Source organism: Mesorhizobium sp. 113-3-3 (genome assembly GCF_016756495.1).
Classification (GTDB): domain Bacteria; phylum Pseudomonadota; class Alphaproteobacteria; order Rhizobiales; family Rhizobiaceae; genus Mesorhizobium.
The window spans coordinates 891,837-905,623 of record NZ_AP023243.1; the positions used below are offsets into that span (position 1 = coordinate 891,837).

At 64.0% G+C, this 13,787-nt stretch carries 14 protein-coding genes; 7 read left to right on the forward strand and 7 right to left on the reverse strand.

Annotated elements, in window-relative coordinates; translation table 11 throughout:
• The first annotated feature begins 150 nt into the window (after positions 1-150).
• Positions 151-1,071 (forward strand): DMT family transporter, encoded by a 921-nt coding sequence (locus JG746_RS04175; RefSeq protein ID WP_202357022.1) that lies wholly within the window; start codon positions 151-153, stop codon positions 1,069-1,071.
• An 82-nt stretch (positions 1,072-1,153) separates the two neighbouring features.
• Positions 1,154-1,879 carry a haloacid dehalogenase type II gene (locus JG746_RS04180; protein ID WP_202357023.1) on the forward strand — a complete coding sequence of 242 codons (726 nt, stop codon included), beginning with the start codon at positions 1,154-1,156 and terminating at the stop codon, positions 1,877-1,879.
• A gap of 20 nt (positions 1,880-1,899) precedes the next feature.
• Here JG746_RS04180 and JG746_RS04185 read toward each other — a convergent pair whose 3' ends face one another.
• The 4 genes from JG746_RS04185 to JG746_RS04200 form a co-directional block, all read right to left on the reverse strand.
• Complete coding sequence (locus JG746_RS04185) at positions 1,900-3,669, reverse strand: SulP family inorganic anion transporter (protein ID WP_202357024.1); 1,770 nt, start codon at positions 3,667-3,669, stop codon at positions 1,900-1,902.
• 66 nt (positions 3,670-3,735) lie between these two features.
• Positions 3,736-4,014, reverse strand: coding sequence for a helix-turn-helix domain-containing protein (locus tag JG746_RS04190; RefSeq protein ID WP_010912541.1), 279 nt, complete (start codon positions 4,012-4,014; stop codon positions 3,736-3,738).
• Positions 4,015-4,307: 293 nt separating this feature from the next.
• A complete protein-coding gene (locus JG746_RS04195) occupies positions 4,308-5,018 on the reverse strand; it encodes a phosphatase PAP2 family protein (RefSeq protein ID WP_202357025.1) in 711 nt (236 codons plus the stop codon).
• Between the two features lie 28 nt (positions 5,019-5,046).
• Positions 5,047-5,385, reverse strand: coding sequence for a hypothetical protein (locus tag JG746_RS04200; RefSeq protein WP_019862242.1), 339 nt, complete (start codon positions 5,383-5,385; stop codon positions 5,047-5,049).
• A gap of 170 nt (positions 5,386-5,555) precedes the next feature.
• Here JG746_RS04200 and JG746_RS04205 point away from each other — a divergent pair, with 170 nt between their 5' ends.
• The gene (locus tag JG746_RS04205) at positions 5,556-6,947 is read left to right on the forward strand and encodes a sensor histidine kinase (RefSeq protein WP_202357026.1); all 1,392 of its coding nucleotides are present in this window, start codon (positions 5,556-5,558) and stop codon (positions 6,945-6,947) included.
• Complete coding sequence (locus JG746_RS04210; RefSeq protein ID WP_202357027.1) at positions 6,944-7,606, forward strand: response regulator; 663 nt, start codon at positions 6,944-6,946, stop codon at positions 7,604-7,606. The genes JG746_RS04205 and JG746_RS04210 overlap by 4 nt, the downstream gene beginning before the upstream one ends.
• 178 nt (positions 7,607-7,784) lie before the next feature.
• Here JG746_RS04210 and JG746_RS04215 read toward each other — a convergent pair whose 3' ends face one another.
• Complete coding sequence (locus tag JG746_RS04215; protein ID WP_202357028.1) at positions 7,785-8,405, reverse strand: hypothetical protein; 621 nt, start codon at positions 8,403-8,405, stop codon at positions 7,785-7,787.
• Positions 8,406-8,678: 273 nt separating this feature from the next.
• Between JG746_RS04215 and JG746_RS04220 the strand changes: the two genes are divergently transcribed.
• Positions 8,679-10,682 carry a PhoX family protein gene (locus JG746_RS04220; RefSeq protein WP_202357029.1) on the forward strand — a complete coding sequence of 668 codons (2,004 nt, stop codon included), beginning with the start codon at positions 8,679-8,681 and terminating at the stop codon, positions 10,680-10,682.
• Positions 10,683-10,807: 125 nt separating this feature from the next.
• Entirely contained in the window at positions 10,808-11,032 is a 225-nt protein-coding gene (locus JG746_RS04225) for a hypothetical protein (RefSeq protein WP_202357030.1), read from the forward strand.
• 44 nt (positions 11,033-11,076) lie between these two features.
• On the opposite strand, the gene JG746_RS04230 is transcribed toward JG746_RS04225, so the two are convergent.
• Together JG746_RS04230 and JG746_RS04235 are read right to left on the reverse strand one after the other, a co-directional pair.
• Positions 11,077-12,267 (reverse strand): flavin-containing monooxygenase, encoded by a 1,191-nt coding sequence (locus JG746_RS04230; protein WP_202357031.1) that lies wholly within the window; start codon positions 12,265-12,267, stop codon positions 11,077-11,079.
• A gap of 166 nt (positions 12,268-12,433) precedes the next feature.
• On the reverse strand, positions 12,434-12,706 hold the full coding sequence (locus JG746_RS04235; RefSeq protein ID WP_202357032.1) for a hypothetical protein: 273 nt from the start codon (positions 12,704-12,706) through the stop codon (positions 12,434-12,436).
• On the opposite strand from JG746_RS04235, the gene JG746_RS04240 reads away from it, so the two are divergent.
• A complete protein-coding gene (locus JG746_RS04240; RefSeq protein ID WP_202357033.1) occupies positions 12,705-13,742 on the forward strand; it encodes a phosphatidylglycerol lysyltransferase domain-containing protein in 1,038 nt (345 codons plus the stop codon). The genes JG746_RS04235 and JG746_RS04240 overlap by 2 nt on opposite strands.
• The last annotated feature ends 45 nt before the right edge of the window (positions 13,743-13,787 follow it).

Consider the following 13,787-nt stretch of genomic DNA (forward strand, 5'->3'; position numbering starts at 1 on the left):
TCTTAGGCAAGTTGGTATGCTGGTTTTCGGGTAATTTCATGATCATATCGAAATTTGTCATGTGCAAAGGCGTGTGCGTGCCGTCAATAGTCCGCGCCAAAATCGGCCGTGATCCGCTTGCGGTCACAGGCGGCTGACCAAAGAGATGACATGACGCACACCACAGCCCATCGCCTCGTGTGGCCAATGATGGCGACGGCGCTGGTCGTCAGCTGGAGTTCCGGCTTCGTCGGCATCCGCTACGCCAGCGAGAATGCCGATGTCATGCTCGTGCTGTTCTGGCGGACACTGATGTCCGGATTGACACTCCTGCCGTTTGCTCTCCTGATCGGACCGCACATAAGCGCCCGTGCCCTGGTCCAGCAGATGGTCTTCGGCGTGGCGATGATGTTCCTCTATCTCGGCGGATTCGCGCTTGCCATCGGCCAGCGCGTGCCGACCGGCCTTGTCGCGCTGATTTCAGATCTTGTGCCTCTCGCCATCGCGGCCTTGTCGCAGCCGGTTCTGGGACACCGGCTGACTGGGAGACAATGGATCGGAACGGCACTGGGCGTGACCGGCGTTCTCATCGTCTCGGTGGACAGCCTGAGCCTCGGGACGGCCCCGGCCTGGGCATATCTGTTGACGGTCGCTTCCATGATGGTTCTGGCGCTGGCCACCCTGATGCAGAAGCGGATGGGGACGATCCATATGCCCATCCATCAGAGCCTGTGCATTCAATGCCTGACGGCAGCAATCCTTTTCGCCGCCTGCGCAAAATGGAATGGCGGGCTGATGCCGCCGCTCGATGCCCGGTTCGGATTCGGCATCGCCTGGCTGGTGCTGTTTTCGACTTTCTTCTGCTACAGCGCCTACTATGCAAGCCTGCGCCTCTACACCGCCTCGCAGGTCAGCAGCGTCATCTATCTCAGCCCACCGGTGACGATGCTGTGGGGCTGGTCGGTGTTCGGCGAGCCGCTTTCAAAGGCGATGTTGGTTGGCCTTGCGGTGACATTGTTCGGCGTCTGGTTCACCTCGTCGGGCAGCGCGGCGTCGAAGAACTTTCAGCTCAGCCGGCAGCAGAGCGGCTGATCCCCGAGGCGAAATCGACCTGATGATTGATGGCGATCCACGCCGGCGCCGCTTCGCTCACGGACATCAAGGAGGCAAACCCATGAAGCTCACAGATTTCAAAGCCCTGACCTTTGACTGCTACGGCACCTTGATCGATTGGGAATCCGGCATGATCGACGGGCTGAAGCCGCTGACCGAACGGGCCCCCCGCGGCTTGAGCCGGAACGACATTCTGGAGGCGCACGCCCGGCACGAAGCCAGCCAGCAGAAATGGACGCCGGGGAAACGCTACCGCGACCTTCTGGCGATCGTTTACAAGCGACTTGCGGAGGAGTGGGGTGTCATCGTCACGCCCGGGGAATGTGTGGCGTATGGCGAAAGCGTGAAGGACTGGCCGGCTTTTGCCGACTCCGCGGATGCCTTGCAGTACCTCAAAAAGCACTACAAGCTGATCATCCTTTCCAACGTCGACAACAAAAGCTTCTCGTTCAGCAACAGGAAGCTCGGCGTGGATTTCGACGCGATCTATACGGCGGAAGATATCGGCTCCTACAAGCCGTCCCTGGGGAATTTCGACTATATGCTCGAAAAGCTCGGTACAATCGGCATAGAGAAGCGAGAGATCCTGCACACCGCGGCAAGCATGTTCCACGATCACGCTACGGCCAACCGCAGCGGCCTGACATCGTGCTGGATCCATCGGCGGCATGCGGATCGGGGCTTCGGCGCCACGATGAACCCCGGCGACGTGCCGACCGTGGATTTCCGCTTCGACAGCATGGCGGACCTCGTGAAGGCGCACGCTGAGGAAATTGCGGGGGGCTGATATCAGAGCCGCAACACAGCCTAGTGCGTGACAGGACGCGCCGGCGTCCCCGCCAGTTGCGCCCGCGCATCGCTGATCGAGGCGGCATAGGTCACCAGCGGGCGCTTGACGCCGTGGTTGATCAGCATGCGTCGTATCTGCGGCGCCGCACCCGCTATGACGAAGCGGATCCCGGCGCGCCTGGCCTTGTGGGCCGCGCTTTCGATGACATTGGCGGCGGTCGAATCGAAGAGCGGCACGGCGGAACAATCGAGGATAAAGTTCTTGCGCTGGTCGGCGATGCGGTCGAGCACGCTGCCGACAGTGGAGGCGGCGCCGAAGAAGAAGGCGCCGGAGATGCGGTAGACGATGGTGTCGGCGTCGCTCGCCTCACTGGCATCGTAGGCGCCGGCGGCGTTGACGGTGTCGGCGACGTCGTCCTGCACCAGGTCCGCCTCGACCGCGACGGACTTGGCCATGCGGTCGATGAACAGGATCGAGCCCAGCGCGAAGCCGACGACGATGCCTTCGGTCAGGTCGCGGAAGACGACGATCAGGAAGGTCGCCATCAGCACCAGCGCATCGCCGCGCGATGCGCGCAGCAGCGTCGCGAAGGCCTGCTTCTCGAACATGTTCCAGCAGACCACCGCCAGCACGCCGGCAAGGGCGGCAAGCGGGATGTAGCTGGCCAGCGGGGCCGCCACCAGCATGAAGACCAGCAGGAACAGCGAATGCAGCATGCCTGAGACCGGCCCATGCGCGCCGGCCCGCACATTGGTGGCGGTGCGGGCTATGGTGCCGGTGGTGCAAATGCCGCCGAACAGCGCCGAAGCGATGTTGGCGAAACCTTGCGCCACCAGTTCGCAATTGGAACGATGGCGCCGTCCAGTCATGCCGTCGGCGACGACGGCAGACAGCAAGGATTCGATGGCGCCGAGCAAGGCAAAGGCAATGGCGTCCGGCAGCACCGCGACCGCCTTGCCCAGGCTGAGCGCCGGCAGCGCCGGCCATTGCAGGCTGCGCGGAATGCCGCCATAGCGCGTGCCGATGGTTTCCGCCGGCAGTGCCAGCAGCGCCACCACCAGCGAGGCGAGCCCTACGGCGATCAGCATGCCCGGCCAGCCCGGCCGCCAGCGCTTGACCGCGACAATGGTGGCAATGGTCAGCACCGCCACCAGCGTCGCCGAGATGTTGACCGTGCCGGCCGCCTGCCCGATCGCCATCAGTTTCGGCAGCAGCGGCCCGGGCTCCGGACCGCTAAGCTTCAGCCCGAACAGCTCGACGATCTGGCCGGAGAAGATGATGACGGCAATGCCGGCGGTGAAGCCGACCGTCACTGGGTAGGGAATGAATTTGATGTAGGTGCCAAGCCTGAGATAGCCGATGGCAAGCAGGAACACGCCGGCCATAATCGTCGCCAGGAGCAGGCCGTCGACACCTTCGCGCTGCACCGTTGCCGCCACCAGCACGATGAAGGCGCCGGCCGGGCCGCCGATCTGGAAGCGGCTGCCGCCGAGCGCCGAGACGATGAAACCGCCGACGATCGCGGTGAACAGGCCGCGCTCCGGCGTCACGCCCGAAGCGATCGCAATCGCCATCGACAGCGGCAGCGCGACGATGGCGACGGTCAGCCCGGCCATGAAGTCGGCCTTGAACTGCGGCAGGTGGTAGCCCTCGCGCCAGACAGTCACCAGCTTCGGCGTGAACAGTTCGGCAAATGTCGGCTTTGCCGACTTTTGGGCCGACCGATGGGTGGATTTGTTGACCGACTTGTGGGTCGGTTGATGCGCTGCCTGCCGTGTCTGATCCATGGACTGCCTTCCGCACATGAAGGCGGCGGGATCGTCGGCAGGAGTGTCGGCGGTCGCCGTCGCGACTTATGCCGGCTCAGCCCTGGGATCTGGCGGCACGGCGGGTTTGAGGCGCACGCCCCTGCCGCCACGCTCGCTGGCCTGGTTCTCGCCGATCAACTCCACCCCGGCCTCGTCGAGCGCCTGGATGACCTTCATCAGCGTATCGACCACGCCCCGAACCACGCCGTCGCTCGCTTCCATGCGCTGGATGGTTGGAAGCGAAACGCCTGCGCGCTCAGCGAGCGTCTTCTGGTCGATGCCGGCCAAGGCCCTTGCGGCACGCATCTGTGCGGCAGTGATCATTGGTCGGAACCCATGTCTGAGTCTGCAGTAGTAAGGTATAATACCATTGTCATGATGTTTCAAGCATCAATATGAATGTCTGAGGCGTAACCCTCATGCCCGGTTGTCCATTTTCCGATACTTTCCGGGGATTGCGAGCTAGGGTGTCGTCCATCTGGGGCAGGGGGTAATGCGGTTGACTGTTTTCAAGACCTTGATGACATCGGCGTGCTTGCTGTCGATGGTTCTGGCCCTGGCAGGCTGTGGTGGACACCTCATCAACAGATTGATCTGAGCACAAGGCTGGAGTGCAGTCAGGCGCCATCGGCATCGTCGCCCACCACCTTGCGGCGCTGCAACGCGCGCGCCACCAGCCAGCACAGCATCGCCCAGGCGAAGCCGGCGCACCAGCCGGCCAGCACATCCGACGGCCAGTGGACGCCGAGATAGACGCGGCTGACGCCGACCAGCACCGTGGTCAGCACGGCCAGCGACAAGACGTAGATCTTCGTCGCCCTTCCATGCAGGAAGCGCGCGGCGAGAGAACCGAGCGTGAGGTAGGTCACCGCCGAAAGCATGGCGTGGCCGCTCGGGAAGGAAAGCGACGTCTCGCTGACCAGATGCGAAACGAGCTCGGGCCGCGGCCGGTCGACCCCTACCTTGAGCAGGCTCGACAGCACCTGGCCGCCGGCCACGGCGACGAAGATGAGAAGCGCGGTCCCCGGCCTGCGGATCAACAGAAGATAGATGATCATCGCCGCCGTGATCAGCACCAGCACGCTGGCGCTGCCGAGGCTGGTGATGTCGCGCACCGCCCCTTCCAGCCATGGCGGGCCTAAGGGAATGCCGGGCTGGCCCGCCTGGCGGAAGGCAAGCAGGATTTCGGTGTCGAAGGCGTGCGGCGCGGTTGCCCGCGCCACCTCCATCAGCTCCTCGAAGCCCCACAGGCCGCCGGCGATGACCAGGCCGGCCAGCAGGACCGGGAATTCGATGCGGTTGAACAGGGTGTTTGCGGTGTCTTTCATCACAACGGTATCGCAGTCCTCATCTGGATCAGCGCCCTTGCAGATAGGGTCCGAGCGTGATCAGCGCCACGGCGGCGATCGCCAGCACGATGCCGGTGGCCTGCAGCGCGTTGACGCGCTCGCCGAAGAACACCAGTGCAACGACGTTGACCGAGACCAGCTGGATGACTGCCGAAAGGCTGAACGACACCGACATGCCGAACTCGCGGATCAGCCGCAGCATGATCAGATTGCCCAGCGAATAGAGCGCCAGCGTCAACAGGATCTTGCCCAGGCTCGGCGCCAGTCCCCATTGCTTGGCGGCGGTTGCCGCCAGAAGGAAGATCACCGTCGAAAAGCCAAGCTGCAGCAGTCCCGAAAAACTCAACGTCCCATCCCCCTCGAAGCGGCTGCCGCCGCATGTGCCGCGGACCTTGTTTCGCAAGCGCTTCGAGACGTCAAGCGACCTCGTTCTAACGAAGGTCTTGGCAACGGCAAGACTGAGGCTCAATGTGCCGATATCGCCTAGCTGATCGATGGAGGGGCGGTCAGGGGCTCATGATTCGTATTCTGCATAACTTGACGCGGCGCTGGAGCGAGCTTTCCCTTGCCCTGCAATTCCTCGTTGCCGGAGGCTTTGGCCTTCTGGCCGTCATGCTGGTGGTGGGCGCCTGGGTGACGTCGCAGATCCGGGACGGCGTCATCCGCAATTCGGCCGCCACGACGGCGCTCTATGTCGACAGCGTGATCGCGCCGCTGCTGCCGGACCTGCGCAAGAGGGAGGAGCTCAGCGATTCCGCCAAGCAGGCGCTCGACGAGACGCTCGGCCAGGGCGCGCTCGGCAAGCGCCTGGTCTCGTTCAGGCTCTGGCGCCCCGACGGCACCGTGCTCTATGCCAAGGACGCGACCTTGATCGGCCGCCGCTTCGATCTGACAGACAGTCTCCGGTCCGCCTTCCAGGGCAACGTCACCGCGCAATTCGATGTTTTCGATGGAGACGAAGTCAAGGAGCGGACCGTCGGCGTGCCGTTGCTGGAGATCTACAACCCCGTGCGCGAACCCTGGTCCGGCGAGGTGGTGGCCGTCACCGAATTCTTCGAGGTCGCCACCGATTTCAAAGCCACGCTGGCCTCCGCCCTGCTGTCGAGCTGGCTGATCGTGGCCGGCACCACCTTGACGGCCTTTCTGCTGTTGTCGAGCATCGTGCTGCGCGCGAGCCGCACCATCGACGATCAGCGCGGAGCGCTGCGCCGCCAGGTGTCCGAGTTGCAGGGGCTGGTGACGCAAAACAGCGCCTTGCGGCAGCGTGTGCAACGGGCGTCCCGCCGGGCCACCGCCCTCAACGAACGATACCTGCGCCGGATCGGCGCCGACCTGCATGACGGACCGGCGCAACTCGTGGCCCTGGCGGCGCTGCGCATGGACAGCCCGGTATTCTCCGGCGACGGCAATTGGGGCGAAAACCGCGCGACCGAGGTCGCGATGATCCGCAAGACGCTGGAGGATGCGATGCGCGAAATACGCGGTATCTGCACCGGTCTCGTCTTGCCGCAGATAGAAACGGCCGCGGCAACGGACATATTGCGGCTGGCCGTCGATGAACATGAGCGCCGGACGGGAACGTCGGTGACGCTCACACTGCCCAGGCATTTGCCTGAACTCGGCGCTTCCGAGAAGATCAGCATCTATCGTTTCGTGCAGGAAGGGCTGAACAATGCCTATCGCCACGGGCGGGCCAAGGATCAGACGGTGCGGGCCGGGATGAAGAATGGCAGGCTTTTTGTCGAAGTGTCGGACGGCGGGCCGGGTTTCGACCCGGCGCGGGTCGACGGGTTGGGGCTCGCCGGTCTCAGGGAGCGGGTCGAAAGCATTGGCGGCCAGTTCGAGACCTTGACGGGAGCGCAAGGCACACGATTGGTGATCAGTCTTTCGGTCGAGGAGCAAGCATGATTGGGGCTATCCGTATCGCTATTGTCGACGATCATCCGCTGTTTCGCGAAGGCGTGACGCGCAGCCTGTCGGAGATCGGAGGTTTCGAGATCGTCGGCGAAGGCGCGACAGCGCAAGATGCCGAACGCATCGCCTCAACGGTGCGCCCTGACATATTGCTGCTCGATATCTCGATGCCGGGCGGCGGCCTGTCCGCGGTTGCAAGCATCCTTGCCGACCATCCCGCCCAGAGGATCGTCATGCTGACTGTCTCGGAGACCAATGCCGATGTAACCACGGCGCTGAACGCAGGCGTGCAGGGCTATATCCTCAAGGGTGTCGGATCGCGCGCGCTCGCCGACATCCTGCGCAATGTGGCGGCCGGCGAGAGCTATCTTTCGCCGGCGCTGTCGGCGCGGCTGCTTTCCGATCTCCAGTCCCCGCAAGCCACCAACGGCGTGACGGACCGGTTGCGGCAACTCACCGAACGGCAAACGGAAATCCTGCGGCTGGTGGCGGAAGGGCTCTCCAACAAGGAGGTCGCCTTGCGCCTGGAGTTGCAGGAGAAGACGGTCAAGCACCACATGACCGGGGTGCTGTCGAAACTCAATGTGCGAAACCGCACTGAAGCGGCGCTCATGATGCGCGAGTTGCGCGACCGGGACAGAAGCCGCTCTTAGAGCAACTCCAGGAAAGCGGTTTTTCCGGGAAAAGCGCGTAGCGCTTTCCCTGGGGAATTGCGTCAAAACAAAGAGCCAGGCCATTGCGGGACCGCGCGAGGCCCGGACAAGGAAATGTCACCTCCGCCGGGGGCGGCGGAGGTGACATGTGAAACCGGCCGTTGCCTGTTGGCCGGTTTCACAAGGCCTTTAGCCGGCTGACGTCGGCCGGCGTGGCTCGGCGGTCGATGATCGTGCGACCCAGCGCATCCTTCATCTTGAAACGGCCGTTCTCGATCTTTTCGGTGATGCCGTCGGGATGCGTGACGGTGATCTTGTTGCCGCTCACCTCGACCTTGTCGCCGGTCGAGACGTTGACATGGCTGACGCCATTGTCGCTCTGACCCTTGCCGGATGCCGAGTTGTCACCTTTGCCATCCGTTCCGGAATTGCCGCTGTTTCCATTCCCGTTGCCGCTGTTACCACCATTGCCGCCGCTGCTGTTACCGCCGCTACCACCGCCGCTGCTGCTGTTACCGCCGCTACCGCCACTGCTGCTGCTGTTACCGCCGCCGCTGTTACCGCCGTTGCCACCGCCATTACCGCCGCCGTTGCCACCGCCGTTACCGCCGCCGTTGCCACCGCCATTGCCGCCACCGTTACCACCGCCATTGCCGCCACTGGCGGCCTGTGCCGACGCGGCGTCGATTCCGGGGTTGGAGTGGTGCAGGGCAATTCGATAGGGAATGATGGTCAACGCCAGGGCAGCCGCCGAAACGAGCGTCAGCCGGCCACACCGGGCCGTGATCGATCCGTGCATCATGATCTCCGTCGATTGAGCCGGCGCGCCCACCCCAACGTTGCAACCCGCAACATCGCCGAAAGATGTATTGGCCGGAAGCGACCTCCGACCGTTGCGTTTGTCCTCCAGGACCTTTGCAAGCGCAAGGTTGGACTAAAGTCCGACATCACGGGTGACATCCGCCTCGCCCGGAGCGTCGGGGCAGGTATGATGTCACGAAAATGTGATCAGCCGGCTGTAGGGGTCGAAGGGCGACAAAAGCTCCAGCCACTCCAAAGCCAGAGGCCCCTCATGACCGAACATCGCTCCTCCGACACCCGATTCCGCACCAGCCTGCTCGAGGAAAACGACGGTCCGGCCATCAACCCCACCGAAAACCGCACCATGGGCGAGATCATCGCCGCGCGATTCTCACGCCGGGGGTTCCTGAAGGGATCGCTCGCCGTCTCGGCGATCGCCGCGACCGTCGGCCCGCTGGCCTTGACCGCCGCCGACGATGCCCGCGCCGCGGAAGGCTCGGCCTTCAAATTCGACGAGCTCCAGGCCGGCATCGACGACAGGCATCATGTCGCGCCGGGCTACGACGCCGACGTGCTGTTGCGCTGGGGCGATCCGCTGTTTGCCGATTCGCCGGAGTTCGACCCGACGAAACAGTCGGCTGAGGCACAGGCCAGGCAGTTCGGCTACAACAATGACTATGTCGGCTACATCGCGATCGACGGCTCGGCCGAGCACGGCCTGCTCGTGGTCAACCACGAATACACCAACCCGCATTTGATGTTCCCGGGCATCGTTTCGATCGTCGAGAAGGACGGGAAGACGAAGGCCGAGGTCGCCCCGCTCTCGAAGGAGCAGGTCGATGTCGAGATGGCGGCGCATGGCGGCACCATCGTCGAGATCCGCAAGCAAGGTGGCAAATGGCAAGTGGTGCGCGACGGCAAGCACAACCGCCGCATCACCTCGACCACCGAAATGGCGCTATCTGGTCCGGTCGCCGGCCATGATCGCGTCAAGACCAATGCCGACCCGTCCGGCACAAAAGTGTTCGGCACTTGCAACAATTGCGCCGGCGGCGTCACGCCGTGGGGCACCTATGTGATGGCCGAGGAGAACATCCACGGCTATTTCTCCGGCGAACTGCCGGAAGGCCACAAGGAAGCCGCCAACTACAAGCGGCTCGGCATTCCGGAAGGCGCCTATGAATGGGGCGCGCATTACGACCGGTTCAATCTCGCCAAGGAGCCGAACGAACCCAACCGCTTCGGCTGGATCGTCGAGGTCGACGTCAACGATCCGAATTCGACGCCGAGGAAGCGCACCGCCATGGGCCGCTTCAAGCATGAAGGCGCCGAATCGATCGTCGCCAAGGACGGCCGCGTCGTCTTCTATCTCGGCGACGACGAGCGCTTCGACTATGTCTACAAATTCGTCACCAAGGGCACGTTCAACGCCAACGACCATGCCGCCAACAAGGACCTGCTCGACGACGGCACGCTGCATGTCGCCAAATTCGCCGAGGACGGCACGGTGGACTGGCTGCCGATCGTCTTCGGCCAGGGGCCGCTGACGGCGGAAAACGGCTTTGGCAGCCAGGCCGACGTGCTGATCGAGACGCGGCGCGCCGCCGATCTGCTCGCCGCCACCAAGATGGACCGGCCCGAGGACATCCAGCCCAACGGGGTCAACGGCAAGGTCTATGTCATGCTGACCAACAATTCGAAGCGCAAGGCCGACCAGGTCGACGCCGCCAACCCGCGCGCCGAAAATGCCTTCGGTCACATCATCGAGATCACCGAGACCGACGGTGATTTCACCGCCGCAAAGGGCAAATGGGAGGTGCTTTTGAAATGCGGCGATCCCTCGGTTGCCGATGTCGGCGCCACCTTCTCGACGGCGACGACGGCCAATGGCTGGTTCGGCATGCCCGACAATTGCGCGGTCGATTCGGCCGGGCGCCTGTGGGTCGCCACAGACGGCCAGGGTCCGAAGGCCACGGGCCGCACCGATGGCCTGTGGGCGGTCGACACGGAGGGGGCCGCGCGAGCGACCTCAAAGCTGTTCTTCCGCGTGCCGATCGGCGCGGAAATGTGCGGCCCACTGTTTGCGCCCGACGACCAAACCGCTTTCGTCGCGGTCCAGCATCCGGGCGATGGCGGCGAGGATTGGGAAGGTTTCGGCCGCCCGTCCTACTATGAGGATCCGTCGACCCGTTGGCCCGACTTCAAACCCGACATGCCGGTGCGGCCCTCGGTCGTCGCCATCACCAGGCAAGGCGGCGGCAAGATCGCGGTTTGATATCCCGCGAGGCTATGCGTGGACGGGCTTCGGTGATCCCGAAGCCCTTCTTCTTGCATTCAAGCCTCGGGAAAGATTGGCAATTTACTGGTGGCGCCCTAGGTCGTTCTCAGGAGACCATCGCCATGTCGAAGTCAGTCTATGACCGCGGCCTGCTCAAGCCCGCCGACATCGCCAGGCTGCAGCGCGTCTTTGACGAAGCCTGCCTGCGGCGCGAGGCACGGCCCGATTCGCCGGAAGCACGCGAAATCGCCCTGAACCTGCTCGCGCTCCACAATGCCGGCATGGTCGACGAGGAGATGCTGACGGACGCCGTCGGTTTCCGCCGGCTGGAGCCGAAATCGGCGTGATGTCAAAAGCGGTCATATGCTTTTCGCGCGGATCTGCGATCAAATCAGCGTGAGGCGCCAGCTTGCTGGCGGCCGGCACCGGCGATCCGCCTGGCGATCGCCTTGCCCAATATGGCGGCATTGGCGAAGCAGCCGCGAATACTCGGCCGCATGCCGGTGAACCACAGGCCCGGCAGTTTCGGATCGGCCTCGCCGCCGTTGAAGAGCGGGACGCCCTTGCCGTCGAGCACGCCGAGATTGCCGACCATGCGCTCCAGCCCGGTGCGGTAGCCCGTCGCGGCAATGACGATATCGGGATCGATCAGGCTGCCATTGGCAAGGACCACGCCGTCGCGGCTGAATTCCCGTATCGCCGGCACCACGGTGATCTTGCCCGATTTGATGGCGTCGACCGCGCCGTCATCGGCGGCGATCGCAGTGTAGTCCGAGGTCAGGCGGCTGGCGCCGCCCGACGGCGCGGGCGGCATGCCGAATTTGGTGAGATCGCCGAAAACCAGGCGCTGCGTCGCGGCGATCGCCGCATCGGCGACGCGCAGCGGCAGCCGCGCCATGAGCGGCGAAAGCCGGTGCACGGCGATCTGGCCGATGCGCTTGGGCAGAAGGGCGGGGCCATTGCGGGCCGACAGCCAGAGAGAAGCCACATCCACACCGGCCAGATGATTGAGGGCGTCGAAGCCCGAATTGCCGGCGCCGACGACCAGCACCTTCTTGCCGGCATAGGAGTTCGCGTCGCCGAAATCCGCGGAATGGATGATCCGGCCCGCGAAGGCCTGCATACCCTTCCACTGCGGCGTGAAGGGCTCCTTGTCGCGGCCAGTGGCGACGACGACGTGACGCGCCAGGCGCGAGCCGGCGCTGGTGCGCACCGCCCAATGGTCGCCCCGGAACACGAGGGTCTCGACGGCGACGCCGAACTCCACCGGCAGCTGGTTCGCCTCGCGGAAATCGTTCATGTGGCGGATGACGACGCTCTTTGGTGGAAAGGCCGGCGTACCTCCGGGATAGGCAAGGCCGGGCAGCGCCGAGAGGTCGCGATGGGTGTTGAGATGCAGCTGCTGGTGTCGCCGATGCCAGGGCTCGGCAAGCCGGCTCTCCTTTTCCAGAATCGCCACCGGCACGCCGGCCTTGATAAGGGCCTGCGCGACCGCCAGTCCGGCGGCGCCGGCGCCAATGACGATCGCCGGCTCGACCGCCGTCATCTGCTCCGCCCTCTGTCTGGTTGTCGTATCAGCCATTCACTCTCAAAACCCATTCAACCGCCGCTGCATCCCGACAAGGTCGCAGGACGCTGTAACCGTTTGATCGCGCGCAGACCCATTCAGCGGATCGGTGCCGATCGCCTGGGCCTTGCGCCGGGCCGCGGTTGCGCACCAGAGCATCGCACCCACCTGACAACGCCCATCACGCAAATGCGGCCAAAACAACGACATGGCGCGCAATGCCCGCTTCTGTCCGAAACCATGCAGCCCTATATGGCATATCGGCGGCATCGGCGATAATCAGGTCGCGGCAATGTGATTGATTCGAGTTCCGGGCGCTGGCGGATCTCATTACCGACGCAGGAATTCGAAAGCGCAGCGATTTCGGCTTCCCGCGAAAAATCAAGGCGCCGTGGCGCGTCTTGCGTGCCGAAAGGCACGTCGCGTCACAGACGGCACGCGGAATCTCGACCATGCCCTCCTTGCGGATCTATTTCGACAAAATCCTCGAGCGTGCCTCGCCCAGGGTCGAGCGCCTGGCGCTGACGCATGTCGAACGCCTGGCGATGGTTCGCCGCCATGGCGACTTCTCGCTCGCCTATTCGACTGCCGTGCAGCACAAGCTTTCCTATTTTGGCGACGCCGACGGCTACATCGCCTTCGGCACCAAGATGAAACATCATTTCGCGCTTGGAGACCCGGTGGCGGCGCCCGCGCGGCGGCCTGACTATATCAGACGCTTCGTCGAGGCCGCCGGCGACCCGTGGTTCGTGCAGATCAGCGCGCAGACCGCGCGCGTGCTGGCCGGGCTCGGCTACAAGGTCAACCGGCTGGGCATCGACACCCGCCTTGTCCTGCCCGAGCATGACTTTTCCGGCAAGCGCAACGAGACCGTGCGCTATTCCGAGCGCTGGCTCTTGAAGAAGGGCTTTTCGTTCGAGGAAGACAGGCGGACGGTCTTCCTCGATGAGATCGCCCGGCTGTCGGAGAACTGGCGCGGCGACCGCATCGTCAAGCGCTGGGAAATGGGCTTTCTCAACCGGCCGTTCTACGATCAGCTCGGCACCGACATGCGCCGCTTCGTCCTGCACAGTCCCGATGGCGAGCTGATCGCGCTGCTCGATTTCGATCCGTTGTTTGCCGACGGCAAGGTCATCGGCTACACCACCGCCTTCAAGCGCAAGCACATCGATGCCTCGCCGCATGCCGAGATCGGCCTGACCAAATTCGCCGTCGACCGGTTTCGCGAAGAAGGCATCTCGGTGGTCACGCTCGGCCTGTCGCCGCTGGTCGACATCACCCCGAGCGGATTTGCCGAAAGCGATTTCTGGCGCGACACTTTCCAGCGCGCCTACTCTTCGCCATGGGTTAACCGCCGCAGGTTCAACCTGCAGGGCCAGGCGGCCTTCAAGCGCCGCTTCCATGGCATGGAAGAGCCGGTCTACATCGCTTTCCGCAAGGGGACCTATGTCGAGATGCTGGGCCTGCTGCGGCTGGTGAAAGCGATATAATCCCCGGCGCACGGTCCTGGCCAAAGCCTTTATTCGTCACCTTTT